We start from the raw sequence: 26821 nt of genomic DNA, 5'->3' as shown, positions 1-26821 counted from the left end.
ATTCTGTTATGTATCTCTTTTATTTCCTTCATAACAAAAAAAGCATAGAACGGACTCAAGTCCGCCTTATGCTTTCCATTATTAGGATAAACAATATTTAACGAGCGCATCACGCACACCATGCTCATTGTTCGAACCCGTAACAGCATTCGCTGCCGCTTTTACCTCTACAGGAGAATTATCCATCGCCACGCCCATCCCCGCATAGGTAAGCATAGAAATATCATTAAAATAATTACCGATTGAGAGGACTTCTTCTTGCGGAATTCCCAACTTCACAGCGAGATTTCTTAATGCGTTTCCCTTAGAAGATTCGGGATGCATCAAATCAACGAAAAATTCACCACTCCGCAAAATATTGTACTCAGGAGCCCAAGTACGCCATTTACGTTCAGCTTCGTCAAGGATTTCTGGCTGTGTAAATACAGTAAACTTAACAACCGGTTCACGGAAATCTTCCCATGCGGGCAGCGTCGCTGGCACAATACGGAAGTGCTCATACATATAATTAGCTTCTTTAGTCAGATTCTCTACATTATCAACATACATATCAAAAGCAGTATTCACATCATAATGAATATTGTGCTTACGGCAATAGTCAATATAGGGGTCAAGACCACGTGCATCCATACCATATTGGTGCAGCACTTCTCGATCTTCCACTCGTACCGTCGCTGCTCCATTGTGACCAAGCACGTAACCAGTCAGCCCCATTTCCTCCATGAAAGGAATCGAGTTCTGTGGACTGCGTCCCGTACACAATACGATTTGACCGCCAAGACGTGTAACCTCAGCAATAGCTTCCTTATTCTCAGAGCTTAAGTGGTGATCATCATTTAATAGCGTACCGTCCACATCTAGTGCAATCAGTTTGTATCTCATACTCCACCATCCTTGTCTTTCTTTTTCTATATATAATTGAACTTGAGGCTTTTTGTGTTAAGTGTCAGTCGCAACTATGGTGAATGTTTGGACTTCCAGCCGCTGTTGTTTCCAGATTTCTTAATTTATACCGTTTAAAAGCGGATGAAATCCGGAAACAAAGGCGGTCGCTATCGCTCTTACAGTTCCAAAATTCCCCTCCGTCTCTCCCTTCTCTTATCCCAAGTTTCCAAATTCAATATATATATATCAATTTATATATCATTTTCTCTACTATCCTTCTGACCCATCTGCGCCTAAGAGTGCCAGTTCCTCTAACGTCAGTTCCCGACAAGCTCCAAGCGGCAGACTTTCATCCAGCTTCAATTCTCCCATAGATACACGTTTCAGAAAAGTGACTTTTTTGCCTACCGCCTGAAACATACGCTTCACCTGATGAAATTTCCCCTCAGTGATGATAAGTGAAATATGGGAAATCACTTTGCTGCCGCGCTCTCTTCCAAGAATGGTTAAGTGTGCAGGTAAAGTAACGTAGCCATCTTCCAGCTCCACCCCTGCTGCAAAAGCCGCGACATCATCCGCGTCTACATCGCCCTCGATGGTTGCCTCGTACGTTTTCGGGACATGCTTACGTGGCGACAGCAATTCATGGGCAAGCTTTCCATCATTAGTGATCAGCAGCAGTCCCACAGTATCCTTATCTAGCCTTCCTACAGGAAACGGTTCAAACTGTGCATATTCGTGCTTTAAAAGATCCAAAACCGTCCGATCCCACTTGTCCTCCGTAGCTGACAGGACACCCGGGGGTTTGTTCATCATAAGATATATGAATTCACGGTAGGTAACACCCTCTCCCCCTACCTCTATTTTATCGGCATAAGGATCCACATGGAACCCACTATCTTTTACCACGGTCCCGTTCACCAATATTAAGCCTTGTTTAGCTTGTTTACGGATATCACTGCGCGACCCCACTCCAATATGGGACAACACTTTATCTAATCGTTGTTTTTTGGCGGGCTTACCTGATTGGCTCATTGCTACATCCACCTCCAGCCTGCGGGATATTCGTTCTTGAGTATGCCATCCTGCCACTTACCCCAGCCTGCGCTGTAGCCATCAATGCAGACCAGAACGTATCCCTTTTGGGCACTTCCTATTCTAATAGAGAGACGTTCTTGAGAAATCGACAACGTCTCTCCTTTAAGATAGGAAATAGCTTCATTATTCGTACTGGAGAGTGAGACACTCCGGCAGCTTTCTTCCGGATGCAAAGCTGTAGCCATTGGATGCCCTGGAATAAATCTTCCGTTACGGATTTGTCCTACATACCATCCCGGGCGGATCGTCTTTAATCCATTTAGTCTTTCCTTAGGAAGTGGAGAAATGTACAGATGGTCACCGAACAGAACCGGATATCCTTGCGGTTCCCAACCAAGCTGATCTCGCACAAAATTTCCATACGCAGTCAAAGCTTGCTCGTCACCTGAAACTTGCCGACCACGGTCAGCGCCACCAGTAGGTTTGTGAGAGGGTTTCCCTTCTTTCCCCCGTCTTCCTTCTGATTTATTGGATGATTTAACGTGTGCTGCACTTTTTGGAGTAGTAGTTCTTGCTCTTGCAGATTCGTTTAACTTGACCTCTAAGTGATCACGTTCCTCCATTGAGCGCTTAGTTCCCCCATGTTGCAATACAGCCATGAAATGTCCTTCGCCTTTCACCTTATGCGGCCACAGTCTTGCTGTACCTGAGAGTTCTCCGAAGCCAGGAGCGAATGAGCCTGTACCTCCTACCGCTACCACTGAGAACTGTGGATGTTCAGAAATAAACTCCGCTATAATTTCCTCATTTTCTTCTGTAGCAAAGGTACAGGTGGAATAGACAAGTGTACCTCCCGGTGCCAATGCTGTTGCAGCAGAACGTAAAATATCCCGCTGCATGGAAGCATATTTGGCAGGTGTACCTGAATCCCACTGCTTCACCATGTCTTCATCTTTACGGAACATCCCTTCACCAGAGCAGGGAGCATCAATCAAGATCTTGTCAAAAAAAAGCGGGAATGCAGCCGCGATATGATCTGGACTTTCGTTCAAAACAATACCATTACGAACCCCATACAGCTCCAGATTTTTAGCTAGAGCTTTAGTCCGTTCTGGATGAAGATCATTACTAACCAGCAATCCTTCACCTAACAGCTTGGCTGAAATCTGCGTAGATTTCCCCCCAGGGGCGGCACATAAATCAAGTACACGATCACCTGGTTCAATATTAAGCAATTCCACAGGTGCCATCGCACTCGGCTCTTGAATGTAATACAAACCTGCGTGGTAGTGAGGATGTTTACCAGGTCTAGCCCCATTCTCTGTATAAAATCCTGTCGGACACCAAGGAATGGGTTCCAGTCCTAAAGTAGAAAGAGCCTTTAAGCTCTCCACGGAAATCTTCAAGGTGTTAACACGGACGCCTCCGTATGGGGTTTCCTTATAAGAATCCGCAAATTGATTATAATCTGTTCCCAGCATGTCCATCATACGCTCGCTGAAAGAACTGGGCAATTGTGCCGCCATGATGCCGTCCTCCTGATAGTATTGCAAAAATTTAGGTGTTTAAAGATTCAAGGAACACCCCTACGGGTGTCCCTTATACAATACTCATATATAGAGGATCTTTTACTTACGATGAAAGGATGTCGGTCTCTGAGGACCACGTCGTTGAGGGTTATTCGGTGTGATAGCTACAGCTGCATTCTCCACTTGGTCCGCTAGACTCGGATCAACAATCTCTATGGTCAGATCGTAATAAGAAAATGGCCGCTCATCATATGATGCTAAGCGCCGAACATAATCTTTCACTTCCTCCACGAGTTTCGCCAGATTAATGCCGAGTGTCGCTGCTGGATATTCCTCCAGTTTGGCAGAAGCACCACTCAGCATAATAGCTGCACCGCGCACATTCTGATTGCGAAAATGGTATAACCCTACCGCTACTTGGAGAAGTGCTTTGTACAAAGGATTTCGTTCCTGGGCAAGCCACAGTTCTTCGAGTACCTCGTGACATTCGAAATAATCCCTGTCACGATTAAAGTACACTAGGTATTCCAAGTACAATGGTTCATAAGCCATCCGGCAAACTATCCTTTTTAGCTGCGGAAAGAAGTCCCCGCACATGATCTAGAAGTTCCTTCATCGCTTCCATATCCTGAACCTGCCATATTTCGTTAAAGCGAGCCTGCGTATCTATAGCCTCATTCACCAAGTGATAGAAATACAATTGATGAATGGCCTTGAGAATCTGAGTGGTCATATTCGAGTTTTCCTCGAATGTCTTCTGTGCTTCCAGAATCTCTTCCCGAATACTGGACATTTCACTGTCGAGGATCGATGCTGCTTCAGCTGCCGTCTTTAGTCGAACACGCATTTCATCGGGTAGACTCTCCCGATATTTATAGTTCAGGGAATGCTCTATGGTAGCCCAGAAATTCATAGCTAGCGTACGAATTTGGATCTCCGCGAGCACAATTTTCTGGCCAAGCGCTGTTTGCACAGGATATTTAATAATCATATGGAAGCTGCGGTAGCCGCTCTCTTTATAATTAGTGATGTAATCCTTCTCATAGAGTACTTCAAGATCCTTACGGGCCCGGATATATTCGGCCACTCTGCGGATATCCTCCACGAATTGGCACATGATCCGAATTCCTGCAATGTCTTCAATCCCCGTCTCCAGATCTTCCATCTTCACATTCAGCCGTTTAGCCTTTTCCAGAATGCTTGACAGCCGCTTTACACGCCCCGTTACGAATTCTATCGGCGTGTATTCCTCTCTTTTCTTCAACTCCGAACGCATTGTTTTGAATTTAACTTTCAATTCTTCCACAGTCTGTTCATATGGAAGCAAAAAAGTTCCCCAGTCCCTGCCGTCCATCGCCTTCGTCCTCCTGTCCTTTCGTCTCCTTCAGTGATGATCAGCGCCCACTGCTTCAGAGATATGACTGAATCCATCCCGCCGTAATAGCTGCCGTAATCCGGCATGCAATTTGCGGTTAACCTCCGGTCCTTCGTAGATGAGAGCTGTATAAATTTCGACCAGACTCGCACCTGCTCTTATCTTGTCATACGCATCCTGACTGGTGAAAATGCCGCCTGATCCTATGATCGGCATCTTTCCTTCCGTCTGGCGATAAATACTGCGAATGATCTCCGTTGAGCGGTCCCGCAGCGGTTTGCCGCTTAAGCCCCCCGTCTCATTAGCCTTTTCATGACTAAGTCCATCACGGTTCAATGTAGTATTCGTAGCAATAATACCATCCATACCAGCTTCTGTCAGTGTCTGAACCATAAACTCCAGCTCTTCATCACTTACGTCTGGTGCTATCTTAACCAACAAGCTTTTGGTAATCCCGGTCGCTTTACGCTGAATCTCCATTTCTTCCTTCACTTGAGCCAGCAGGAACGATAATTCACTGCCATGCTGGAGATTGCGAAGACCAGGTGTATTCGGCGAGCTAATATTGACCACAAAAAAATCACCGTACGGATAAAGCGTACGGATGCACTGACGATAGTCTTCATGAGCCGCTTCATTACTAGTTATCTTATTCCGGCCAATATTAACTGCTATAGGAATTCTCCGATTCTTTATTTTCTTCAGACGCTGTGCCATAGCATCAGCCCCTTCATTATTGAAGCCCATTCGATTAATCAGCGCTTCATCCGAAGGAAGACGGAACAAACGAGGGCTATCATTACCTGGTTGACCCTTAGGGGTAACCGTGCCCACTTCCATAAATCCAAACCCGATCGAAGAGAATCCGACTACCGCATCGGCATTTTTATCTAAACCTGCAGCAAGTCCAACTGGCGTCGGGAAATGCGTGCCAAACAGATCAACCGCTAAATCCGCCGTTTCAGGAACTCCGTACATTAAACGTAGCGCCGCGCTTCCACCTGGCACTGATGACGATTTATCCAATCCACCTATGACGAGATGGTGAGCCTTCTCGGGATCAATCTTGAAAAAAATTGGTTTACCAAAATTACGATACAACACCGTTCTCGCTCCTTAAGGGGTACTTCACTAATCCACGTGTCTACCCGTTTCTGTAGGTTTCTTCTTAATTTTAGCCTTTTCTTGAACAAAAGAAAAGTATTTTACAGTGCGAGTATATTGAGTACATAACGCAGAGTATAGTAATTTTGTTGTAAACGCATTACAATATAGGTGTAATCAGCGATTAAGAGAGAAAGAAGGTATCCCAGTATGTCTACTAAACGTAAACCACCAACTTTGCAGCAAAAGAAAGAAGAAGTTAACCGTAAAGCGCTAATGTGGATTGGCGTCAGTTTAACTTTACTAATTCTTCTAATCATCGTTCTGTTTATCGTTGCAGGAAACTAATTCAGCCAGTGGTATACTTTGTGGGGGTTGGTCTGATCATGCTTAGCAGTAGAGCTGAAGCGTTTAGCCGGCACAAGCTGCTTTTCAGGCAGAACCCCTTTACTAATCACTACTGTTGTACCTTTAGGAATCAGCGCGAAGAGCTCCTCCACATCTTCTCGGCCCATTCGAATACATCCAAGGGATTCATCCTTACCAACACTGTCAGGCTCATTCGTACCATGAATAGCATAATTACTGTCCGAAAGCTGAAGCCCTCTGCTGCCGAAATCCCCATCATCTCGACCATTTGGATTGACGACTTTATCTGTAATCACGAAATTCCCCTCTGGTGTTTTATCTCCACCAAGTCCTACCGCATAATTTCGTAGAATAATAGAACCGCTGACTAACGCCAACCGATGATTTTGTTTATCCACAACGACCCTCAGCGGCTGATCAAAAAAAGGAACGTCACTCGCAACACTTCCACTCACACTTAATGCTGTCGGTATAGTCCTCACACCATCGTTAGATGAGCTTGAAGGCTCCGCTATGTCTTCTGTTCCCGGTGCCATCTTGTTCTTAGCCACCGCTTTAAGAGGGCTGAATTCCCGCTTCATGACGGTTGTCGTCCCACCTATCCAGTTCTCAGGAAAAGATCCCGTCAAATCCGCTAATGTATCTGGAAGCTTCCCTTTAGCATCTTGATAAGCCCGAATTGCACTCCATAGTGTGGCAAGCTCCTCTTGGTCACCCTGCCATTCTGCTCCATCCTTGGCGAGTTGCCCTTGCTCTGGCGGTTCACATGCACATTCCTTAGGATCGTAAGACTGATATACCAGCCGTCCCTTTCCATTCTTTTGCAGTGTGAAATTTAGCGGAAGCTTTTCTTTCCAGAGCAGCCATTTCCCCTCTCGCTCCATCCCTAACGCAGCAGCTTCAAAAGGTTCTTTACGCATTAGCATTTTCGCCATTAACTTTCCTTGCGAAGCCTCAGTTGCATTTTCTTGCGCTGTATACATCACTTTTTTCGCCTCAATAACTGGCTCTTGGACGGAGTCTTTTGGATCTGGCAGATCTTTGACTTCTGGAGCTGCCGTGTCTTGAAGGACTTCTTGTTCTTCAGTAACACCAATACCCGGAGCCACTGCTGAAGGTACCATTAACAGTATAAGAAGCATTAGCGCCAGTGATATGTATCTCAATCTTTGTTGGCCGCGCTCACGCTGGCGACTCGCTTGCAGCAATCCATCTTCGTATTCGCGCAGCATTTCAGCAGGTACTTTACTATGCTCGAAAGCCTCATACACTTCACCAGCCTGATTGAAGCAATAATTAGCTTTTCCATGTTGACCGTTCTTATAGTATTCCTTCCCCAGCAAGTACCATGCCATTTTGTTATCAGGGTGCATCTGTACATATGCTTTGAGGTGCTGTGAGTTCTTCATCGGAACCTCCGAGAGTTTATAATTCCTACTTTATTAATATCGGTCAGACACAGCAAAAAAGACATCCCTAACCGAACAAAATGTTCGCAGAAGATGTCTTTATCTGGTGTCGCACGTTACTCTTTATCGAGTAATTAACCTTCTTTGTTAAAAGGTTCGTCCGCAATTTTAATGGAGTCGGTTGGGCAACCATCACAGGAATCTTGGAGATCATCAAACAAATCGTCCGGAATCGCTGTCACACCGCAGTTTCTGTCATTTTCGTAAATAACTTCTGCCAAACCTTCATCATCGTAATCAAAAATATCAGGAGCCGTTGCGCCACATGCACCACAAGCGATACAAGTGTCTTTTTCGACCCAAGTGTACTTAGCCATTTTTTTCTCTGCCTCCCGTTAAGCAATGCTGCGCTGTTGAACCAGCGTCTTATTTTTCTCATATTAATATAAAAAGAATACAATTTCAATTGATTTTCAATACGTTTGCATTTCTGACGCATTCTATAGTATCAATTTCGACACGTTTTATCAATCTTTATCTGACTCAACAGACAACAGATTATCCTTTTGCAGTGAGGTGCCTCGTTCCTTATGATTACGGAGCCTTGCAGAATGGGTGTCACTTAACATCCCAGCGGTCAAAACTGCATTTTCACCAAACTTATTGCGAAGCATATCCATGGCCTTGGTCAGTGACTCTTTCTTAGGCTGCTGTTCGTAATCGAACAAATCCAGCTGAATTGCAGAATCCTCTTTAGCGATCAATCCTTGCAAGGTCACACCAAGCAGTCGAACGGGCTTCTCACCATTCCAATGTCGAACATAAAGATCACAGACAGACTTGTAGATATCTTCTCCACTCTCTGAAGGCGCCTCAAGCTGCCGCGAACGTGTAATGGTCTTCATATCCGGTGTCCGAATGGTAAGCTGCACACCTGAAGCCACAAGCCCTTGCTTTCGCAAGCGCCGCGCTACCTGATCACTTAGATTCAGCAAAATGGGGCGTACCTCAGCAAGGCCAATAACATCCCGCGGCAGTGTAGTGGTGTGTCCGATCGACTTACTTTGCTCTCGCTCAGGATTTACTATCCCATGATCGATGCCGTTCCCTGCACGCTTTAGCCATGAGCCCATAACTCCAAAATTCTCAACCAGCATTTTTTCATCAGACGCCGCTAATTGACCAATGCTGTAAATTCCCAGCTTACGGAGCTTCTCTGCCGTTTTTCCACCGATACCGAACATTTCATTACATGGCTTATCCCATAAAATCTTAGGTACATCCCGCAGTCGCAGCACCGAAATACCATTTGGCTTTTTTAAATCCGAAGCCATCTTCGCCAGGAGCTTATTTGGAGCAATACCAATGGAGCATGGCAAGCCCAATTCTTCCATTATACGGCGCTGAATAGTTTCCGCAATTTCCATAGGCGTACCGAATTGTCGAGAGCCAGTTATATCTAAGTAACATTCATCTATCGATACTGCTTCCAGTAATGGTGTATAGCTATAAGCAATCTGCATAAACGCATTAGAATATTTGCGGTATAAATGGAAGTCCGGCTTAATAACGATAAGCGATGGACAAATACGAAGCGCCTTCTGAACCTGCATACCCGTCGAGATCCCCAATCTGCGGGCGACATACGAACAAGTAACAATAATCCCTTTCCGTAATTCAACGCTACCCGCAACCGCAGTAGCCTTACCTCTGAATTGGTCAGGATCCTCTGCCTCATGTACCGAGCAATAAAAAGCATTCATATCCACATGCAGGATAACCCTGCCACTCGTTGGATAATACTGATCAACATTCTGCACAATATCTACCTTCTTATCCTCAGGGTCTCTATTGTCCAATTTAGAATACCTCTCCGCTGCGGTTAGGTCAACTTAAGAGGCTGTAAAGTTCTTTGTTACATTCCCGCGTAAAAATGCTATAATGTATAAATTCATTTCCCTTGCCAATGCTTCCGATGTGAGTTTTGCACGAAGTGAATCCGGAAGACGAAGCTTACAAAACTTTTAGGAGGACACTCATGTCTAAGTCCATCTCCATCTTCGATACTACATTACGCGACGGCACCCAAGGTGAAGGCATCAGTCTGTCGGCTGACGACAAGCTGAAGATTGCCAAGAAGCTCGATGATCTGGGTGTGCACTATATTGAAGGTGGCATCCCGGGAAGCAACAATAAAGACATTGAATTTTTTAAAAGAGTCAAGGAGCTTCATCTGAACGCCAAAATCACAGCGTTCGGCAGCACACGGCGGAAGAATTCCTTGGCCGAAAACGATGACAATTTAAAACGTATGATTGATGCAGGAGTTCCTGCTGCTACACTCGTCGGAAAGTCTTGGGATTTTCATGTACACACTGCATTACAGACTACGCTTGAGGAGAATCTCGCCATGATTGGCGACTCCATATCCTACTTGAAACGCAAAGGCCTTGAAGTGATTTTTGATGCCGAGCATTTCTTTGATGGATACAAGAACAATCCTGAATATGCAGCAGCCGTTCTGTCCAAAGCCCGGGAAGCCGGAGCAGATTGGCTTGTAATGTGCGATACCAACGGTGGAACATTGCCTTTTGAAATTCATGAGATTGTTGCCACTCTGGCTGGACAGCTACCTGGAGCAAATCTCGGAATTCACACTCACAATGACTGTGAGCTGGCGGTAGCTAATACACTTAGCGCCATTGGTGCTGGAGCACGGCAAGTTCAAGGTACCATTAATGGTTACGGTGAACGATGCGGCAATGCCAACCTATGTTCCATCATCCCTACCCTTCAGCTCAAAATGGGATACCACTGTATTCCTGGTGATTCTTTACCGCAGCTTACGAACACAGCACGCTATATTAGTGAAGTTGCCAATGTTAATCTGCCGGTAAATCAACCTTATGTCGGAAATGCAGCTTTCGCTCACAAAGGTGGAATCCATGTCTCCGCCATCATGCGTGATTCACGGACCTATGAGCACATCGCTCCTGAGCTTGTCGGGAATAAACAACGTGTGCTGGTCTCTGAACTGGCTGGACAGAGCAATGTGCTCTCCAAGGCGCAAGATATGGGTTTGAATTTGGATCCAAGCAGTGAGCAAGCTCGCCGGGTGATCGAGAAGATCAAAACGATGGAACATCAGGGGTATCAATTCGAAGGTGCCGATGCCTCGCTGGAGCTATTGCTTCGGGAAGCTACTGGCGAGATGAACGAAACCTTTACCTTTGAATCCTTCAAGATGTTAGTCGAAAAAACCGCAGAGCATCCAGTTGTATCTGAAGCCTTCGTTAAACTGAAGGTTGGCAATGAGAACCTTTATACCGCTGCTGAAGGTAACGGTCCGGTCAATGCACTCGACAACGCTCTTCGTAAAGCGCTGCAGACCTACTTCCCGCAATTGAAGGAAATGCATCTATCCGACTATAAAGTCCGTGTTATAGATGAACAGGATCAGACTGCTGCGAAAGTACGGGTATTGATTGAATCCAAGAACTTCACAGACACTTGGAGTACGGTAGGCGTCTCCAGTAACGTTATTGAAGCCAGCTGGGAAGCGCTTGTTGACAGTATGCGCTACGCACTTCTGAATCAACTCTCGCTGGAAAATAAACAGTCTGGAAGTACTGAACCTAGAGGCCTGGTAAATCATTAATTCATACCTTTCATAAGCATTCATATGACGAAGAACCCCCTTCAACAGTTTAACTGTAATGAAGGGGGCCTTTTATAATTCTTTGGTGTAGATCCTTTATGATTCGGTAAGCTTGATAATTTTTTTCTCCAGCTCTTCCGGACTAAGAATGCCCAGAATAATCTCTGAGATCACTCCATTCTTGTCAATAAGCACGTTGGTAGGAAATACTGCCCCGTTATATTTGCTGTACACCTCATCTTTCACATCAAACATAACCGGGAACACAAGACCGTATTTCTTAATAAAACGTTCCGCATTGGGTTTATAATCCTGACTACTCACATTAATACCGTAAATATCTAGAACATCCTTATACTTAGTGGCCATGGTGTTAAGCTCCGGAGCTTCCTCCTTGCAGGGATCACACCATGAAGCCCAGAAATTAACGAGGACTGCCTTCTCTCGTGGTCCGTCAACTACATATGTCGTCCCATCCGTTCCTTGGAGTGAAAATGAGGGAGCGAGCAGTCCAGCCTTAGGTCCTATTTTCATTGGCGGCTCATCTTGTTGTCCAAAAACAGCGGTAGCCTTCGGCTCACGATTATGCCACACCGCAAACACAGCTACACATACAATAAGAATCACTATCGTGATATTCAATTTATTTACTGCTTTCATAGGGATCTGTTCCTTTTCGAATGGAATAGTTTTCTACTATTGTACCCTCATTAACTTCAATTTCAAACCATCCATTTTTTAGACAAAAAGAAAAATAAAAAGAGGGTATCGTCAGCGACGAAACCCTAATGAAGAGAGAGGGGTGAACAAATGGCAGCATTACAGGGAAATGTCCAGCCTATAAGACTGAAATATTCCGTACAGCAAGCGCTGGGGAAGCACTTGCTGTCCAGTTACCCGCATGAAGCATGCGGAGTCCTGCTGGGTGCTGCCGCAGCGGGTGGCATGCTCATCGATACTTACGTACCTATGCGCAACGTAGCGCCAGACCCGCTGCACACATTTACTCCCCACCCTGAAGAGTGGATTCATGTTCTTTACAATGAGCCGACACTCATCGGTTTATTTCATTCCCACCCAAATTCAGAACCTATACCTTCGGTTGCCGATTATAAAGGATTAACAGCACTTGGACCTGAATTTAAGGTCTACCTTATTGGTTCTCCCAGAACTGAAGATGGCTGCTCTCCATTTCTGAATGGATTTTATATTGAGCGGTATTCAAATGAACAAGGAACAGCTTTCCCTGAACTCTCTCATGCCCCGCTTCACGTTCTACTTAAATAAGCATATAAATCGCCTAAGGTATCTACTTGGCCCCGCTCCGAAATTTCGCGAAGATAAGCCACCCACAGCCGGGCTGTCATTTTGGCATCCTCTAATGCATTGTGACGTCCATGAATCGGAATTTCATGGACAAATAACAGTTCATCGAGTGTATAGTTATTTCGCTGCGGCTCGAGCCAACGTGCAAGCATCATCGTGTCCAGCACCCGGTGTGTAAGCTGAACTTTAGAAGTTCTCCATAGCGCGGCATTGAGAAAAGCTTTATCATGCGAGCTTGCATGTGCCACTAGCACATTTTGCCCCACAAAGGACATGAAATTATGAAGGCCATCAATTAAGGATGGGGCGGATTGTGTCATTTCTTCCGTTATCCCTGTTAACCTCGTAATATCTTCTGGAATTGCCGTCTGACAATTCACCAAGGTGTAAAAGCATTCATCTTCCTTAATTTCCTCTCCAACAACCTTAATTGCACCAAACGACATAATTTCATCTCCATGCTGATGAGAAAATCCCGTCGTCTCTAAATCAAATATAACCGTCTCCAGTTCAGACAGCGGAGTACGCAGCACCTCAGGACGACGCTTCTCACGCATGAGAGATCGGATGTAGGCCATTTGCTGCGCAGTCTGATGAGCAGTTTCTCCCCCTCTCATCGAAGCGATTGCCGACGGCATTCCACCTTGTCTCAGGTTGTTCCAGAATCCTCCATTCTTGCTTGGCTCCCTCATGTTCGCCACCTTTCCGCTGAGCGGAGCTGACGCTGCAACGCCCGATGAAGGCGTCTAACAAGCAGCAGACTTTCACGCAGCTCAGACAACAGCTGCTTATTCTTCAGTTCACTCTCAGCAATATAATCACTGCTGATTAACAAGCCATTCTGGACACTAAATGGCGTGTTCACTCGCATCCGCATCGCCAATAAGAAAGCTCGCCGAATATCATCCAGATGTTGATATTTGTGAAGTCTTTCAAGCTCTTCAATTCGCTCTAAGGTCGAGCTAGCTCTAATATGATGCAATAACGATAAGCGTCTAACAATGTTCACTACCGGGATATAGACTCCATACTTAATGTCAAATCCACCTGCATAATCCCCAAAGCGCTCTGTTAACACCTGTCCCAGCAGATTTAAAGTCGCTTTATGGCGGACTGTATTGCGAAGAACAGCCACAGACAACTCCTCATTGTCAATAAAACCCTCATAGAATGCCTCTTGCCACAATGCTGATAACTCCGTACTTCCCGCAACATGACGCATATCTGAAGAAATGATAAGATACCGAATTGGCTCCCATTCCAACTGGGTTCTCCATTCCTTCAGCTGCTCCTTCCATTCCGATAACGTCTTCCTCCACATCCCTTGGGAGCACATTACCTTGCCTGCACATTTCTCATATCCCACTTCTTCAAGCAGATCGGATAACATCATTCCAAAAAACTCAAAGTATCTATTCTTCTCCCCATCCGGTTCACCCTCAACGATCAAACCATTATCCTGATCGCTCCACAGTGTAGCTTCTTGCCTTCCACTACTGCCAAACACAATAAATGAATAAGCACAGGGAGGCGGGCCATAGCCCGCCTCTTTCATCTGCGCCTCACATATTAGTACTGCAGTCTCTGCAATAAGATCATGCATTGTATTCACACGAAACATCCATTCCTCAATCGGAATTACATTCAACTGTTCCAGTAGAATACTTTGGCAGGCAATTCGCCTCTCCCTAAGTTCCTGTGGCGAACCGGCTAAAACGATGGTACTAAAGCTTTCTTCATCATACCCGTCTGTTAACTCCATCGAAGCCACACGGTCCGCCTCCCTATCTGAGGATTCATATTATTGTTTAAGGGTTTTGGATTCCGATTCTGCAATTAATTTCATTTGTTCAGGGTATCCGTAAGTACCATGCTCACTTATATCCAGACCCATCAATTCTTCTTCTTCCGTAACACGAAGTCCTGTTGTTACCTTCATTACATATAAGATAATGAATGAAAGCACGGCTACGAAAGCAAATGTTCCTACTACCCCAAGCACTTGAACACCCAGTTGGTGGAAACCTCCACCGTAGAACAATCCGGCTTCCCCTACCAAAGCACCTTTAGTAATAAGATCCGGTGCAGCGAATAGACCCGTGGAAACCGCGCCCCACATTCCCGCAATACCGTGTACCGAGAAAGCATAGATTGGATCATCAAGTCCTGCACGTTCCAGCCATTGGGAAGTCATGAATGTGAACGCACCCGCTACTAAACCAATAATGATTGCTGCCCATGGTTCAACGTAAGCACATGCACCAGTGATCGCAACCAATGCAGCTAGAACACCATTCAGCATTGCTGGAATATCAGATTTACCAAAATACAACCAAGAAGCAATTAATGCCGCCAAACCGCCTGCTGCTGCTGCGATATTCGTGGTTAATGCTACGTGACCGAAGAAACCTCCCATTGGGGACAAAGCACTACCTGGATTGAATCCGAACCAACCAAACCAGAGGATAATCACACCGAGTACAGTAAATACTTGGTTATGACCTGGAATAATAACAGGTTTACCTTCTTTATTAAACTTACCAAGTCGTGGCTTAAGCAATATGGTTGCTACTACCGCTGCAGTGGCACCTGTAAGATGGACAACCGTAGAACCTGCATAATCTTGCATTCCCAGCTCAGCCAACCAGCCGCCGCCCCATACCCAGTGTGCTACGACAGGATAAATTACAATTGAGAATAAAATTCCGAATATAATGTACACACTGATCTTTGCACGTTCTGCCATGCCTCCAGATACGATAGCTAAGGAAACTGCTGCAAACGCCATTTGGAACAAGAATTTAACATTTAAAGTAACATCAGAAAATGCAAGTGATTCAAATGAAGATGCTGTTGAATCTCCGCCATACAAGAAGCCTGTAGTACCGAAGAAGCCGTTACCGTTACCGAAGCCAAGTCCAAAGCCAACGGCCCAGAAACATACACTCGCAATGGCTAGTGTCAGCACCGTCTTACCGGCTACGTGACCTGCATTCTTCATTCGAACTGATCCTGCTTCAAGCATCGCGAACCCTGCTTGCATAAAGAAAACTAAGATGAATGCCAGGAAGGTAAACGCGGTATCCAATCCGACCTGCAAATCTGCATTTGTTGGACCGTCCGCCGCAAAAGCACTTACCGGATAAACCATCAGCGTAATCATGGCCAGTAACATCATCAACCATTTCTTTTTCATTTTTACCCCACTCCCCAATGTTATATTTTCTAACAAAGCGTGAAACTCTTAATGTCATTATAATCAGAAGTCAGGTAAATTGACAAGACTATTTTTGGGAATGTTTTTATTTTATTTTCACTAAACTCACAAATTCTCCATAGTACACTTGGACTATCTCAGTATTCTAGGCCCATACAGCTATGAATTCATTGAAATAACTACGTGAAGATCCGCTCTAATATTACTTTTTTACCGAATTATCCTTATTGATTCTCCAATAAACATAACATTAAATGTAATGTTTATAGTTAGGATTTATTAATGAGCATAATCGTTTCAAATTTGATATCACATGGAGTTTGAGTGTATTGTATATAAACAACGCATTTCATTTCATGAATTAACCTCTCTTTAATGCATATACTTTATGAAAGTATGACGTTTGACTGTATGGTTTCCAGTTTGTTATCATTACAGATAGCATAATAGAAACCACCAATATAGGAGACGACTATCCTTTATGGACAGTCGAATTCGATTAGTGAGGCGAGGTAGCATGGGGATATGATTCTATATCGAATTGGAGAATTAGCTAAGGCTGCTCACATCAGTGAGCGCACCATTGATTATTACACGAAATTGGGGTTAATCTCCCCAGAGTCAAGAAGCACCAAAAATTACCGACTTTACAGTCATGAAACCTTGGTCGACTTAGAACGTATTAATCAATTAAAGCATGACAAGTATTCATTGGAAGAAATCAAATCCATGATGAGCAAATGGAGCGAGGCTACTCCTGAAACTGACGTATCCGATAAATTAGTCGAGCTTGAGCAGCATATGCAACGACTAGAACGTGAAGTAAAGGCACTTGAACCCATTATAAGCGGTCTGAAGCCGGGACAGGCCAGACGCGCGCTCTCTAACTTACTCCCACAAGGAGTGGCCTGCATGGAGGCGATTCGGCTTCTATTGCTTACGCAAGGACCGCCAATGTAAATACCATATTTACAATACAGTGGAGGAATGCAGCTATGGGAATGTATCTATTAGTAATTATCGCTTTTATTTTTTCATTATGGGCCCAGTTCAGAGTTAAAGGGACATTCAGCAAATGGTCCAAGGTCGCCAACTTAAACGGTCTGACAGGATATGAAGCAGCTAGACGCATGCTCGACGCAAATGGACTTCACGATGTTCCGATTGAGCCAGTAAGAGGTACGCTTTCTGACCACTATGATCCGATCCACAGAGTTGTACGCTTATCAGAGCCTGTTTATTATGAGAGTTCTATCGCAGCAGTCTCAGTCGCTTGTCACGAAGTGGGTCACGCCATTCAGCATAAAGTAAGTTATCCTATGTTAACACTACGTCACCGGATGTTCCCAGTAGTTAATTTTGCATCAGGTATAGCACCATTCATGCTTATGGCAGGATTTATATTCGGTTACTTTAATCTTGTAGGCCTTGGTATCATTTTCTTCTCGGCCGCCGTTGCCTTCCAGCTTGTGACACTCCCAGTTGAGTTCAATGCCAGCAACCGGGCACGTCAAGTCATGGTAGAGCAAGGCTACATTCGTAACGAAGAGGAACGCGGAGTAGCCAAAGTCCTAAACGCAGCTGCATTAACGTACGTTGCCGCGGCGCTAGTCTCCTTACTCGAACTGCTTCGTTTGATTACCGTCTTTTTAGGTAACCGCGACTAATACAAAAATACAGCACAAAAAGAAACCCCGGAAGGCTAAGAGCCAACCGGGGTATTATTTTGCCTCGCTTTAAAATAGGATATCAAAAAAGTCCGAAACGAACGTGCAACCAGCGGCAACTTACTATCTGTTCGGTAAATCAAACCAACCGTCCTCGTCACAGCAGGCTCCACAACCCTTACCTGAGCTGGCTGGAGAGGATTCGTCTGATAGAACGCCATCTCCGGCAGAAGGCTTACACCCATCCCTGCCGCCACTAAACCACGTATGGTATCAGTCTCCCCACCTTCGAATGCAATCTGTGGTTGAAATCCCGCCTGCAAGCACGCTTGCCAAACGATCGGTCTCAAAGAATAACCTTGACTGAATAGAACAAACTTTTCATTTTGAAGCTGTTCCAGTCGGATCTCAGATTCTCCTGCCAGCTGATGATTCTGAGGAAGTATTGCAAATAACTCTTCAGTCATAACAATATCTCCAGAGACATGCTCATCATTTTCCGGAAAAGGCGAAATAAACGTTAAATCCACCTCTCCAGATAATACGTCCTTTATCAGCGAAGGGTAAGAGCCCTGCTTAAAGCGAAACTTAACATGGGGATAGTGCTGGCGGAATTCTGCAACGATAGTCGGGATAAGATGCGTTCCAAGACTGTGAGGAAACCCTATACGAATCTCTCCACGTTCCGGATCTAGAAATTCATGCACTTCATTTACCGAATGTTCCAATTCCTTAAGAATACTATCCACCCGCTTGCAAAAGAGCTGTCCAACCGGCGTAAGCTGCAAATTACGCCCTTTTTGCATGAACAAGTCAACCCCAAGCTCTTGCTCCAATTGATGAATCTGACGGCTTACCGCAGACTGCGCTACATGAAGTTCCTCCGCCGCTCTTGTTACATGTTCTTTTTGGGCTACCTTTAGAAAATATTGCAGCTGTCTTAGCTCCACTCCATCATCGCCCCTGTCTTAGGCTTTTTTTAAATATACGAATAATAAGTCCATATAGGAAAAAGCCAGAAACCAAGCCTCCGATATGCGCAACCCAATTCACATTTGGTGTTGCAAACGACATAATGATCCCGATTACAAGCAAACCGTATAACGTCTTTCGCGAGCCTTCGTCCATCATCGCCCGTTGAATAACAGCAATGTATAAAAATGCGCCATAGACGGCGTAGATTGCTCCAGAAGCACCTACCGAGACCGTACCTACCTCTAATACTGAGCGACTGCTGATTGCAATCGTTAGAAAATTCGCAAGAACTCCACCTACCACATAAAGAATTGCATATCGCCACCAGCCAAGCAGGCGCTCCAGAGGCGGTGCAAATACCAGTAGAGCGAAGCTATTAAAGAATAGATGGGAAAACCCATTATGTAAAAAAATAGCCGCCACATAACGCCACAGTTCCTCTTTATACGGGCTAACATCAACTATAGCACCAAAATCAACAAGTGTTTGTATATTGGTGGATCCACCATTGAACGCCATGAGCATAAACATAATCACATTAGCTACAATGAGAAGACATGTTACCGGGTAATACCGGAGATAACTTTTCCAATTTTCATACCGAATAAATATCATTACACCCATCCCTTTACATTTATATCTTGCTCTGTTGGACATCTCCCTGTAAATAAGATTATAATTTATTGTGGCAGTAAGAGCCAATATTACAATTCGAGGAGGAAAACAAGGATATGACGCAAGAAAGAACAGGCGTAGCTACTTTCAAAAGCAGCCCCATCACTCTCGTAGGACCCAAGCTTACAGCTGGTGATCCCGCTCCTGATTTTGTTCTAAGTAAGAATCTACTGGAAGAAGTGTCTCTTAGTGATTATGCCGGTAAAATCAAGCTGATCAGTGTTGTACCTTCTCTAGATACTGGTGTATGTGATGCACAGACCCGCCGGTTCAATAGCGAAGCTGCAGAGCTAGGTGACGATGTAGTTATCCTCACGGTAAGTATGGACCTACCATTTGCTCAAGCCCGCTGGTGTGGCGCTGCAGGGATCGATCGCGTAATCACTCTATCCGATCACAAAGCAGCCTCATTCGGACAAGCTTATGGCGTACTAATCAAAGAATTCCGGTTAGATATGCGTTCTATTTTTGTACTAGACAAGAACAACACACTCACCTATGTTGAATATTTGAGTGAAATGACTGAGCACCCTAATTACGAAGATGCTATAGCTGCTGTGAAGAGCTTGCTCTAATTCTCTAGAACAGCAAGTTAGCGGCCATTTTCGACAATACTTACTTATCACTGCAAGCATAAATGCCTTTGTCGTCCTTACAAGGGCGACAAAGTGTTTATGCGAGAAATATAAGACATAAAGTATAGGTGTAGAACTTATACTTTCTTATATTTTGAAAAAAGCGGAAGAAGGTCCATCCTTCTCCCGCTTTTTTTGTAATAGAAAGATTTATCGATAATATCCAGAGCAGTCAACATTTGCGTAAACGCATTCAAACAATCCCTAAGTAAGAAGGTTTAGTAAGAATCTCTGAAAATTAGTCTGCTTTGTATTTTCCTAATTTTTTGTCCAAGGACGCATATAACCGCTGAATGACACGGTAATTAGCACCCAAATCACCTAGCGAACCTCTTGATGCAGAGTACATATCTACGCCACAACGTACAGGTGTGGTATTGAGCACAGAGACAGTAATGTCCAGTGTACGGCCGAATGCCGTTCTCTTCTCCAGAGTGATCTCACCTACTGACTCCACTTCATGAAGCACCTTGAATCCAGGAATCTTCTTAAGCGTTGATGAAACTTCCTCCCAAGCTTTGTCTTTCGTTAGATTGTAATAACGCGTTTTTAATGTCGGATCTTTTGCGCGGTCGCTTGTTCCATCATGACTACGGAATAAACCGACCAAGGTTCTTTTTAACGACAAAATTCTTCCCCCTCTACAAATCCCAAGTTCATTATTCTAAGTGTAACACTCTTGTCTCAGGAACAAAAGGGTATTACTCACTTTCTCCTTGTTCCAGACACACAAAAAAGCGCCCGTTCCCAACTTTCACGGGATACAGGGCGCTTTGGCCTAAACAATAGAAAACCCGCTTATGCCGTCCGGCTACAGTGTCTTCTGAACCTGCTAGAGCAGGTGGGTGATCGCAGAAAACGTTTTTGAATTCCCCAAGTCATATAGACAGGGCTGTTCAGCTGCGCTTCGTGTAGATCTCCCAAGACATTATCATTGGTTCAAAACAACGAGCAACCGTAACGAACATCGCAGGATTTGTTATTATTATATTGCGTTTTAACGAAAAAGTAAACCTGTATGCGCTTTATTTTACACTGGAATTAAATTACTGACGATTTCCAATGCTTAATACTCGTCTTTGTTAAATACGTTTTACATCTTTATCCTCAACATCGTCTTCAAAATCATCATCGTCATCGTCGTCATCCTCTTGATTGTTCAAAGCAGCTTCTCGCTCTTCTTCCTCTTTCAGTTTCTTCTGCTCCACCTGCAATTGCAGTTTATTATAGGTAGCATAGAAGTTAAAGAAAGCAGCCATCGCAATCAACGTTGGAATACAGATGAAATACAGTGCTGGATATCTAAGACCAATATAAGCTAGCACTGCAGCTGCAATCAAAGTTGAGAACACGCGAATTGGACGTGCTATAGTCAGCAATATTGAGTTAGTCATCACTTGTTTAAAGCTCATTTGATAATGAACGACAATAGAAAAGAAGTTAAACATGGACACCGATAAAATAATCATGAGCACTAACATCAAAATACCAACAATTCTGAAGTTAGGCATTTGTGTCATGTAAACCGTTACATCGACGTACATAATAACGAACATCAATGTGTAGATAATTCCACCGAGCATACTTTTTAAATAATTCTCTTTATACCCCTGAAAAAACGTACGAAAAGTTCCTACATCCGTGTTCCCCATAACCCATTTGCGCACAACGGTAAATAAAGCCGCCGAAGCAGGAAATACTGTAAATGGCGCCAGAATCCCCATAGCCCAGTTCAATGTGAGCTGCTCATTTACTCCACCTGAGCTTGTCCCAAGCATCATCAATTTCATCAATCCAAAAAATAAAAACGGGGCGGAACATAGTGCCCATAAGATATTACTAGCTGCGATACGTGTAATCCATTCTGTGATGCGGTATAAACCACCCATTGCTCCTTTAAACTCCAATTCCCTTCCTCCTCTGTCTCTTGCATACTGCTTATCTTAACTATACCTCATTTGACCTACTCTTTTCCATAGCCCAACTTTCTGAATTCTAGGTCATCGTCTATACATTAAGTCTATAAAGTCCATATATTGGGATTGTGACCATAAGAATTTCCAAAATCACCACATTCTAAAGGAGGTTATTGTATGTCCTCACCTGTTGGCTACGGCGGCTGGACTTCCACTGGTACGATCCTCGTATTGTTTATCCTGCTCGTTATCATCACTCGTACTTTCATTTAAATAAGCTGCTAATTCAATAAACACCCTTTTATTTCAGCAAAAAGAAGACGAGAACCGCTATTCGGCATCTCGTCTTCTTATATTTTGATAAATCATACCCCGCGGGTTCTGATCAAGTATTAATTATCGAAATCTTCGCGTTTTGCTGGACGTGTGCTTGTGCTGCTTGGGCGAGTAGATGGTTTGCGGTCCGCACTGCGGTTCGCTCCACCATCACGGCTAGCTGCGCCATCACGGTTGCCTTTATAGCCACCGCCATAACCGCCACTGCCACTACCATAGTTACTGCCACCGCTGCTGTAGCCACCACGACTTCCGCCACCGTTGTTGTCACGGTTTCCACGGTATCCGCCAGTGCTGCCACCGGAAGTACCACGGTTACCACCATAACCACCATTAGGTTTGCGGCCACTGCGAATGTCGTTCTTACCGCCACGACGTTTAGCACGGATTGGATCTTCAGGAGTCAATTCAATTGCAGAATCCTTCTTATCACCAGTCAGAAGCTTCATTGCAGCTGACAGCAATTGAACGGAATCATATTGCTCAAGCAATTGAATAGAAATACCTTTGTACTCATTCAATTCACCGTTCTCAACCATTTCAAGCAAACGTTCTGCTGTTACGCGTTGTTTTCCTTCAATAGCCTCAGCCATAGTTGGCAATGGTTTACGAGTAATACGGTGACGAGTAACGCGTTCGATCAAATGCAGGTGATCCATTTCGCGTGGAGTAACGAAAGACCAAGCTGTACCTTCTTTACCAGCGCGACCAGTACGACCGATACGGTGTACATAGCTTTCTGGATCTTGCGGCAAGTCAAAGTTAATTACATGAGTAACGCCGGATACGTCCAAACCACGAGCCGCTACGTCAGTAGCTACCAGCACATCAATGCTGCCATCACGGAATTTACGCATTACAGCATCACGTTGGTTCTGAGACAGGTCACCATGTAATCCATCAGCAGAGTATCCACGTTTTTGCAAAGCTTCTGCAAGCTCATCAACCCGGCGCTTCGTGCGTCCGAACACGATTGCAAGCTCAGGTGATTCCATATCAATCAAACGACTAAGCGCTTCGAACTTTTGACGTTCAGGTACTTCAACATATGCTTGATCAATCAGCGGAGCACTGATTTGTTTCGGAATAACGGAGACGTGTTGCGGGTTGTTCAGGAATTGCTGTGCAAGACGTTGAATGTTTGGAGGCATTGTAGCCGAGAACAACATAGTTTGACGTTCTTCAGGAACGAGCTTGAGGATTGTCTGAATATCTTCCATAAAGCCCATATCCAGCATTTCATCTGCTTCATCCAATACAACAGTTTGAACATCATCCAAACGAATGGTTTTACGGTTGATATGGTCAAGCAAACGTCCAGGTGTACCAATAATAATTTGTGGTTTCTTCTTAAGACCACGGATTTGGCGACCAATATCTTGTCCGCCATAAATTGCCAACGAACGAAGACCTTTAAAACGGCTTAGCTTACCGATTTCTTCTGATACTTGAATGGCCAACTCACGAGTTGGTGCCATGATAAGTGCCAGAATTTTTTCGTCTTCGCGATTAATCTTCGAAATGAGGGGGATACCAAAAGCAGCAGTCTTACCTGTACCAGTCTGTGCTTGACCGATCAGATCCGACCCAGTCAATGCCAATGGGATTGACTGCTCCTGTATCGGTGTTGCCTCCTCAAATCCTAACTCTGTGATTGCTTGTAGCACTTTTGGCTCCAAGCCAAATTCTGCGAATGTTTTCAAATTATTCATGCTCCTTCTATACAGTGGACATTCCACATGCTTGTCTGTATTCTTAAGTAGCGGTAAACACATTTATATGCTGTCCAATCATGCTCTTTTTTCTGCATGATATAGCGCTTTTGGGACGAAAAGCCTCCCTTTCATCAGGTACTTCATTGTACCTGAGCAACTGTAGCTTTACATCCGATGCAATGCAAAAATACCATTGTAACGTCCTACTCAAGAATATCCTGTACATTATATCACAACTCTAAGTAGGAATACCAGTGGGTTCCTTTCTTTTCATTGCATACATGGTTTATTTTTAAATTTATTTATAGAGGTGGATTTGCTTGTTAAGACAGATTTGGAATTGTATTGCAGTTATTTTTGGGGCAGCGTTGATCGCCAGTGGATTTAATCTTTTTCTAATCCCTCATCGCTTACTCAGCGGAGGAGTATCCGGGCTTTCGATGTTAGTGGGTTACTTTACACCACTAAACATAAGCCTCTTGTACTTTCTCTTTAATATTCCATTGCTTGTAGCTGGTTGGTTCCAGCTAGGCCGGAGATTTATTATGCTAAGCATGTTATCCGTTGTGGCAACAACCTGGTTCTTGACGATCATTCCCGAATATTTGGTAGCTACTGATATGCTGCTTTCTTCTGTATTTGGTGGCGTGCTGGTTGGTATTGGCTGTGGCTTCAGCTTCCGTGCAGGTGGTTCATCCGGAGGTTTTGATATCCTGGGATCCATCATCACTAAATTCCGCGATTTCCCAGTTGGAAACGTGGTGGTTAGCTTAAACGGACTCGTTATTCTTGCCGCGGCATATTTTGATAACAACTGGAACTTGGCTCTTGCATCAATGGTATCTATATATGTAACTGGTAAGGTACTGGACATGATTCACATCAGCCATTTAAAGGTAACCGTATATATAGTAACAAATCGTACAGATGAGCTCCTTCAGCATCTAATGGGGCTTCAACGCGGTGTCACAAAGATTAAAACAGAAGGCGCTTATTCTCATGTTGAAAAGGACATGCTAATGACAGTAACAACCCGCTACGAACTTGCTGAACTGCAACGTATTATCCGCACGACAGATCCTCAAGCATTTGTAAATATTGTCGAGACAGTTGGTGTTATGGGCTCCTTCCGAAAAAGATAAAAACCGGCAATGAAAAGTATTAATTTGGAAAATGCACCAATCACAGAATTGTGATATATTATAATCACGCAGAACCCTAACAATTTCATAAAGATTGAGATTTACCCCTCTTTTTTCCAAGCACTTCGTTTTCCGATGATTACTGAATTCCATTCAGACCTATCGAAAAAGGAAAGGGTGATTTTTGTGGAAATGGAAACGGTAAAGCTGTCAGCAATCGTCATGAGGTGGTATCCTGATATGATGCCGTTTCTCAAACAGGACGAATTAAATTCCGTAATCGTTCTGCGTGACGGGCTTAGTATTCTGGAACCTGCAGATGCCATGGATATCATCCATTACAGTATCTGTGAACATCAGAATTCTGCGTATCTTCAATGAGTAAGCCGCAAGAGAAGTCTTGATAGTTGCCGCCTTAAGTTCGGCCATGTTGCCGTTTTGAGGCGGCATTTACTTTTTAACAATACGTTTAGAATCTGTGCGTCCCGGTTATATACATCAAGGATGGATTTTCAGACCCGATCTGAGCCAACATTATTACAACACTGTTCTTTTTAGAAGCAACCGTTCCTATATAATTTAGGAAATGTACATAAAGGGAGAGAATACGAATGAACATCACCTGGGCTCTACTGATGATGGCCTTGGGAAGTGTAGGCGTGCAACAGAATCAACATGACGCTGAAGTGGCAATTGCATTGAAGTCCGCCATGAATCCCCCCATCATCGCTGCGCAAAATAATAATTCAAATGGTTCAACTCCAGCTCCAAATGCTACACCAGAGACAAACGACTCACAAAGTATGCTACACGCAGATCCTCAGCCGGATGCGCCAAAAGTAAAAGGCATCTATGTTACCGCATACAGTGCCGGTGGAGAACGAATGGAAAAGCTTCTTTCTTTACTTGATCAGACGGAACTAAATTCTATGGTCATCGACATTAAGGATGATGCAGGTTACATCACGTACAAAACCGATAATCCTGAACTTCAGAAACTCGGTAATCCGCAGCCATTTATTGGCGACATCAATAAACTGATGGAAAGATTGAATAAACATGATGTATATCCTATCGCTCGAATTGTTGTCTTTAAGGACTCTATACTTGCCAAAAAGAACCCGCAATTATCCTTTGTAAATGCAGACGGCACAGTATGGAAGAATAAAGGCGGCGATAGCTTTGTTAATCCTTATAATGAAGATGTCTGGAAGTACAATGTCGATATCGCCAAAGAAGCTGTCAAACTCGGCTTTAAAGAAATTCAATTCGACTATGTGCGCTTTCCTGAAGGATTCGAAAAACGTGCAGACACACTTAAATACACCAAAACCAGCGATTCTCGCGTAGATATCATTTCTAATTTTGTGAAATACGCAAAAGCAGAGCTTGCTCCACTTGGTGTTCGTGTATCCGTAGATATTTTTGGATATGCCGCATCTGCTCCTGCTGAGGGCATAGGACAAGACTTCGTTAAAATATCCAAGAATGTGGATGTCATCAGCCCGATGATTTATCCGAGTCATTATTCAACGGGATGGTTTGGAGTGAAAGAGCCTGACTTAGATCCGTATGCTACCATTAAAGGCTCCATGGTTGATACCCATAAGAAGCTTGATCCTCTAGGCAGCTACAAACCTGTTATTCGTCCTTGGATTCAAGATTTTACAGCAAGCTGGCTCGGAAAAGGTCATTATATTAAATACGGTAAAAAACAGGTGGAGGATCAAATCCGCGCTTTAAAAGATGAAAATGTAGAGGAGTTTCTGCTCTGGAACGCCAATAACCGATATACCTCCGATGTCGATTATGAGAAATGATGTATATAGCCCTTATTATGTATAATTGAA

Annotated in this window: 28 protein-coding genes and 1 other RNA gene; 10 read left to right on the top strand and 19 right to left on the bottom strand. The window is 44.1% G+C overall.

Translation table 11 applies throughout. From position 1 onward, the window contains the following. Nucleotides 1-81 precede the first annotated feature (81 nt). The 6 genes from NST34_RS10210 to NST34_RS10185 all read right to left on the bottom strand — a co-directional run bounded on the left by NST34_RS10210 (nt 82) and on the right by NST34_RS10185 (nt 5931). A complete protein-coding gene (locus tag NST34_RS10210; RefSeq protein ID WP_341127680.1) occupies nt 82-882 on the bottom strand; it encodes a Cof-type HAD-IIB family hydrolase in 801 nt (266 codons plus the stop codon). A 273-nt stretch (nt 883-1155) separates the two neighbouring features. Beyond that, the gene (locus NST34_RS10205) at nt 1156-1920 is read right to left on the bottom strand and encodes a pseudouridine synthase (RefSeq protein ID WP_341127679.1); all 765 of its coding nucleotides are present in this window, start codon (nt 1918-1920) and stop codon (nt 1156-1158) included. Between the two features lie 2 nt (nt 1921-1922). Further along, nucleotides 1923-3449 (bottom strand): RsmB/NOP family class I SAM-dependent RNA methyltransferase, encoded by a 1527-nt coding sequence (locus tag NST34_RS10200; protein WP_341127678.1) that lies wholly within the window; start codon nt 3447-3449, stop codon nt 1923-1925. A 102-nt stretch (nt 3450-3551) separates the two neighbouring features. Continuing rightward, nucleotides 3552-4004 carry a DUF309 domain-containing protein gene (locus NST34_RS10195; protein WP_076283163.1) on the bottom strand — a complete coding sequence of 151 codons (453 nt, stop codon included), beginning with the start codon at nt 4002-4004 and terminating at the stop codon, nt 3552-3554. Then, nucleotides 3994-4806 (bottom strand): GTP pyrophosphokinase, encoded by an 813-nt coding sequence (locus tag NST34_RS10190; protein ID WP_042126350.1) that lies wholly within the window; start codon nt 4804-4806, stop codon nt 3994-3996. The genes NST34_RS10195 and NST34_RS10190 overlap by 11 nt, the downstream gene beginning before the upstream one ends. Nucleotides 4807-4836: 30 nt before the next feature. After that, the gene (locus NST34_RS10185; protein WP_076298537.1) at nt 4837-5931 is read right to left on the bottom strand and encodes a quinone-dependent dihydroorotate dehydrogenase; all 1095 of its coding nucleotides are present in this window, start codon (nt 5929-5931) and stop codon (nt 4837-4839) included. A gap of 210 nt (nt 5932-6141) precedes the next feature. Between NST34_RS10185 and NST34_RS10180 the strand changes: the two genes are divergently transcribed. Next, nucleotides 6142-6279 carry a hypothetical protein gene (locus tag NST34_RS10180; protein WP_167348489.1) on the top strand — a complete coding sequence of 46 codons (138 nt, stop codon included), beginning with the start codon at nt 6142-6144 and terminating at the stop codon, nt 6277-6279. On the opposite strand, the gene NST34_RS10175 is transcribed toward NST34_RS10180, so the two are convergent. The 3 genes from NST34_RS10175 to NST34_RS10165 form a co-directional block, all read right to left on the bottom strand. Beyond that, complete coding sequence (locus NST34_RS10175) at nt 6276-7709, bottom strand: L,D-transpeptidase family protein (RefSeq protein WP_076298538.1); 1434 nt, start codon at nt 7707-7709, stop codon at nt 6276-6278. The genes NST34_RS10180 and NST34_RS10175 overlap by 4 nt on opposite strands. 134 nt (nt 7710-7843) lie before the next feature. After that, nucleotides 7844-8086, bottom strand: coding sequence for a ferredoxin (locus NST34_RS10170; RefSeq protein WP_042186857.1), 243 nt, complete (start codon nt 8084-8086; stop codon nt 7844-7846). A gap of 150 nt (nt 8087-8236) precedes the next feature. Further along, on the bottom strand, nt 8237-9568 hold the full coding sequence (locus NST34_RS10165; RefSeq protein ID WP_371915713.1) for a DNA polymerase IV: 1332 nt from the start codon (nt 9566-9568) through the stop codon (nt 8237-8239). Nucleotides 9569-9747: 179 nt separating this feature from the next. Between NST34_RS10165 and cimA the strand changes: the two genes are divergently transcribed. Continuing rightward, nucleotides 9748-11367: a citramalate synthase gene (gene cimA, locus NST34_RS10160; protein WP_341127677.1), complete on the top strand. Its 1620-nt coding sequence runs from the start codon at nt 9748-9750 to the stop codon at nt 11365-11367. A gap of 96 nt (nt 11368-11463) precedes the next feature. Here the strand turns inward: cimA and NST34_RS10155 are convergent, their stop codons facing one another. Next, complete coding sequence (locus NST34_RS10155; protein WP_076283167.1) at nt 11464-12027, bottom strand: TlpA family protein disulfide reductase; 564 nt, start codon at nt 12025-12027, stop codon at nt 11464-11466. 150 nt (nt 12028-12177) lie between these two features. On the opposite strand from NST34_RS10155, the gene NST34_RS10150 reads away from it, so the two are divergent. After that, nucleotides 12178-12654: a Mov34/MPN/PAD-1 family protein gene (locus NST34_RS10150; RefSeq protein WP_076298540.1), complete on the top strand. Its 477-nt coding sequence runs from the start codon at nt 12178-12180 to the stop codon at nt 12652-12654. Here the strand turns inward: NST34_RS10150 and NST34_RS10145 are convergent. Genes NST34_RS10145 through NST34_RS10135 form a run of 3 tightly spaced genes read right to left on the bottom strand, consistent with a single transcriptional unit; the run spans nt 12636 to nt 15889 of the window. Beyond that, on the bottom strand, nt 12636-13385 hold the full coding sequence (locus tag NST34_RS10145) for an exonuclease domain-containing protein (RefSeq protein WP_340968695.1): 750 nt from the start codon (nt 13383-13385) through the stop codon (nt 12636-12638). The two genes, NST34_RS10150 and NST34_RS10145, sit on opposite strands and share 19 nt — an antisense overlap. After that, the gene (locus NST34_RS10140; protein WP_341129530.1) at nt 13382-14455 is read right to left on the bottom strand and encodes a DUF294 nucleotidyltransferase-like domain-containing protein; all 1074 of its coding nucleotides are present in this window, start codon (nt 14453-14455) and stop codon (nt 13382-13384) included. Before NST34_RS10140 ends, NST34_RS10145 begins: the two co-directional genes overlap by 4 nt. Nucleotides 14456-14494: 39 nt before the next feature. Further along, nucleotides 14495-15889, bottom strand: a complete 1395-nt coding sequence (locus tag NST34_RS10135) for an ammonium transporter (RefSeq protein ID WP_042186849.1) — start codon at nt 15887-15889, stop codon at nt 14495-14497. A 546-nt stretch (nt 15890-16435) separates the two neighbouring features. Here NST34_RS10135 and NST34_RS10130 point away from each other — a divergent pair. Both NST34_RS10130 and NST34_RS10125 read left to right on the top strand, forming a co-directional pair. Further along, nucleotides 16436-16870: a MerR family transcriptional regulator gene (locus NST34_RS10130; protein WP_042186848.1), complete on the top strand. Its 435-nt coding sequence runs from the start codon at nt 16436-16438 to the stop codon at nt 16868-16870. 35 nt (nt 16871-16905) lie between these two features. Further along, a complete protein-coding gene (locus NST34_RS10125; RefSeq protein WP_042186846.1) occupies nt 16906-17577 on the top strand; it encodes a zinc metallopeptidase in 672 nt (223 codons plus the stop codon). Between the two features lie 35 nt (nt 17578-17612). Here the strand turns inward: NST34_RS10125 and NST34_RS10120 are convergent, their stop codons facing one another. Together NST34_RS10120 and NST34_RS10115 are read right to left on the bottom strand one after the other, a co-directional pair. Next, entirely contained in the window at nt 17613-18527 is a 915-nt protein-coding gene (locus tag NST34_RS10120) for a LysR family transcriptional regulator (RefSeq protein ID WP_042186843.1), read from the bottom strand. Nucleotides 18528-18531: 4 nt separating this feature from the next. Continuing rightward, a complete protein-coding gene (locus tag NST34_RS10115) occupies nt 18532-19167 on the bottom strand; it encodes a rhomboid family intramembrane serine protease (RefSeq protein WP_339246907.1) in 636 nt (211 codons plus the stop codon). A 116-nt stretch (nt 19168-19283) separates the two neighbouring features. Between NST34_RS10115 and tpx the strand changes: the two genes are divergently transcribed. Continuing rightward, nucleotides 19284-19802, top strand: coding sequence for a thiol peroxidase (tpx, locus tag NST34_RS10110; RefSeq protein WP_042186841.1), 519 nt, complete (start codon nt 19284-19286; stop codon nt 19800-19802). A 298-nt stretch (nt 19803-20100) separates the two neighbouring features. On the opposite strand, the gene NST34_RS10105 is transcribed toward tpx, so the two are convergent. From NST34_RS10105 to NST34_RS10095, 3 genes are all read right to left on the bottom strand, one after another. Then, nucleotides 20101-20490: a DUF1499 domain-containing protein gene (locus tag NST34_RS10105; protein WP_042186839.1), complete on the bottom strand. Its 390-nt coding sequence runs from the start codon at nt 20488-20490 to the stop codon at nt 20101-20103. A 159-nt stretch (nt 20491-20649) separates the two neighbouring features. Beyond that, nucleotides 20650-20841, bottom strand: a non-coding RNA gene (gene ssrS, locus NST34_RS10100) — 6S RNA. Between the two features lie 103 nt (nt 20842-20944). After that, nucleotides 20945-21769: a YesL family protein gene (locus NST34_RS10095; protein ID WP_076283170.1), complete on the bottom strand. Its 825-nt coding sequence runs from the start codon at nt 21767-21769 to the stop codon at nt 20945-20947. 186 nt (nt 21770-21955) lie between these two features. On the opposite strand from NST34_RS10095, the gene NST34_RS10090 reads away from it, so the two are divergent. Beyond that, complete coding sequence (locus NST34_RS10090; protein ID WP_042186834.1) at nt 21956-22051, top strand: hypothetical protein; 96 nt, start codon at nt 21956-21958, stop codon at nt 22049-22051. Nucleotides 22052-22170: 119 nt separating this feature from the next. Here the strand turns inward: NST34_RS10090 and NST34_RS10085 are convergent, their stop codons facing one another. Beyond that, a complete protein-coding gene (locus NST34_RS10085; RefSeq protein WP_076283171.1) occupies nt 22171-23817 on the bottom strand; it encodes a DEAD/DEAH box helicase in 1647 nt (548 codons plus the stop codon). Between the two features lie 332 nt (nt 23818-24149). Here NST34_RS10085 and NST34_RS10080 point away from each other — a divergent pair, with 332 nt between their 5' ends. The 3 genes from NST34_RS10080 to NST34_RS10070 all read left to right on the top strand — a co-directional run bounded on the left by NST34_RS10080 (nt 24150) and on the right by NST34_RS10070 (nt 26791). Beyond that, nucleotides 24150-24971, top strand: a complete 822-nt coding sequence (locus NST34_RS10080) for a YitT family protein (protein WP_076283172.1) — start codon at nt 24150-24152, stop codon at nt 24969-24971. A 192-nt stretch (nt 24972-25163) separates the two neighbouring features. Further along, nucleotides 25164-25352: a hypothetical protein gene (locus tag NST34_RS10075; protein ID WP_036689649.1), complete on the top strand. Its 189-nt coding sequence runs from the start codon at nt 25164-25166 to the stop codon at nt 25350-25352. A 230-nt stretch (nt 25353-25582) separates the two neighbouring features. Continuing rightward, nucleotides 25583-26791 (top strand): putative glycoside hydrolase, encoded by a 1209-nt coding sequence (locus NST34_RS10070; protein WP_341127676.1) that lies wholly within the window; start codon nt 25583-25585, stop codon nt 26789-26791. The last annotated feature ends 30 nt before the right edge of the window (nt 26792-26821 follow it).

This window comes from Paenibacillus sp. FSL H7-0714 (genome assembly GCF_038003765.1).
GTDB lineage: Bacteria > Bacillota > Bacilli > Paenibacillales > Paenibacillaceae > Paenibacillus_AQ.
The sequence above is the reverse complement of the archived record's forward strand: the minus strand, read 5'-3'. Positions and strand labels throughout refer to the sequence as shown.

Excerpts from the sequence above, each read along its gene's own strand:
- NST34_RS10210 (WP_341127680.1), bottom strand. The coding sequence starts at position 882 with ATGAGATACAAACTGATTGCACTAGATGTGGACGGTACGCTATTAAAT.
- NST34_RS10205 (WP_341127679.1), bottom strand. The coding sequence starts at position 1,920 with ATGAGCCAATCAGGTAAGCCCGCCAAAAAACAACGATTAGATAAAGTG.
- NST34_RS10200 (WP_341127678.1), bottom strand. The coding sequence starts at position 3,449 with ATGGCGGCACAATTGCCCAGTTCTTTCAGCGAGCGTATGATGGACATG.
- NST34_RS10195 (WP_076283163.1), bottom strand. The coding sequence starts at position 4,004 with ATGGCTTATGAACCATTGTACTTGGAATACCTAGTGTACTTTAATCGT.
- NST34_RS10190 (WP_042126350.1), bottom strand. The coding sequence starts at position 4,806 with ATGGACGGCAGGGACTGGGGAACTTTTTTGCTTCCATATGAACAGACT.
- NST34_RS10180 (WP_167348489.1), top strand. The coding sequence starts at position 6,142 with ATGTCTACTAAACGTAAACCACCAACTTTGCAGCAAAAGAAAGAAGAA.
- NST34_RS10175 (WP_076298538.1), bottom strand. The coding sequence starts at position 7,709 with ATGAAGAACTCACAGCACCTCAAAGCATATGTACAGATGCACCCTGAT.
- NST34_RS10170 (WP_042186857.1), bottom strand. The coding sequence starts at position 8,086 with ATGGCTAAGTACACTTGGGTCGAAAAAGACACTTGTATCGCTTGTGGT.
- cimA (WP_341127677.1), top strand. The coding sequence starts at position 9,748 with ATGTCTAAGTCCATCTCCATCTTCGATACTACATTACGCGACGGCACC.
- NST34_RS10155 (WP_076283167.1), bottom strand. The coding sequence starts at position 12,027 with ATGAAAGCAGTAAATAAATTGAATATCACGATAGTGATTCTTATTGTA.
- NST34_RS10150 (WP_076298540.1), top strand. The coding sequence starts at position 12,178 with ATGGCAGCATTACAGGGAAATGTCCAGCCTATAAGACTGAAATATTCC.
- NST34_RS10145 (WP_340968695.1), bottom strand. The coding sequence starts at position 13,385 with ATGAGGGAGCCAAGCAAGAATGGAGGATTCTGGAACAACCTGAGACAA.
- NST34_RS10140 (WP_341129530.1), bottom strand. The coding sequence starts at position 14,455 with ATGGAGTTAACAGACGGGTATGATGAAGAAAGCTTTAGTACCATCGTT.
- NST34_RS10135 (WP_042186849.1), bottom strand. The coding sequence starts at position 15,889 with ATGAAAAAGAAATGGTTGATGATGTTACTGGCCATGATTACGCTGATG.
- NST34_RS10130 (WP_042186848.1), top strand. The coding sequence starts at position 16,436 with ATGATTCTATATCGAATTGGAGAATTAGCTAAGGCTGCTCACATCAGT.
- NST34_RS10125 (WP_042186846.1), top strand. The coding sequence starts at position 16,906 with ATGGGAATGTATCTATTAGTAATTATCGCTTTTATTTTTTCATTATGG.
- NST34_RS10115 (WP_339246907.1), bottom strand. The coding sequence starts at position 19,167 with ATGATATTTATTCGGTATGAAAATTGGAAAAGTTATCTCCGGTATTAC.
- tpx (WP_042186841.1), top strand. The coding sequence starts at position 19,284 with ATGACGCAAGAAAGAACAGGCGTAGCTACTTTCAAAAGCAGCCCCATC.
- NST34_RS10090 (WP_042186834.1), top strand. The coding sequence starts at position 21,956 with ATGTCCTCACCTGTTGGCTACGGCGGCTGGACTTCCACTGGTACGATC.
- NST34_RS10075 (WP_036689649.1), top strand. The coding sequence starts at position 25,164 with ATGGAAACGGTAAAGCTGTCAGCAATCGTCATGAGGTGGTATCCTGAT.
- NST34_RS10070 (WP_341127676.1), top strand. The coding sequence starts at position 25,583 with ATGAACATCACCTGGGCTCTACTGATGATGGCCTTGGGAAGTGTAGGC.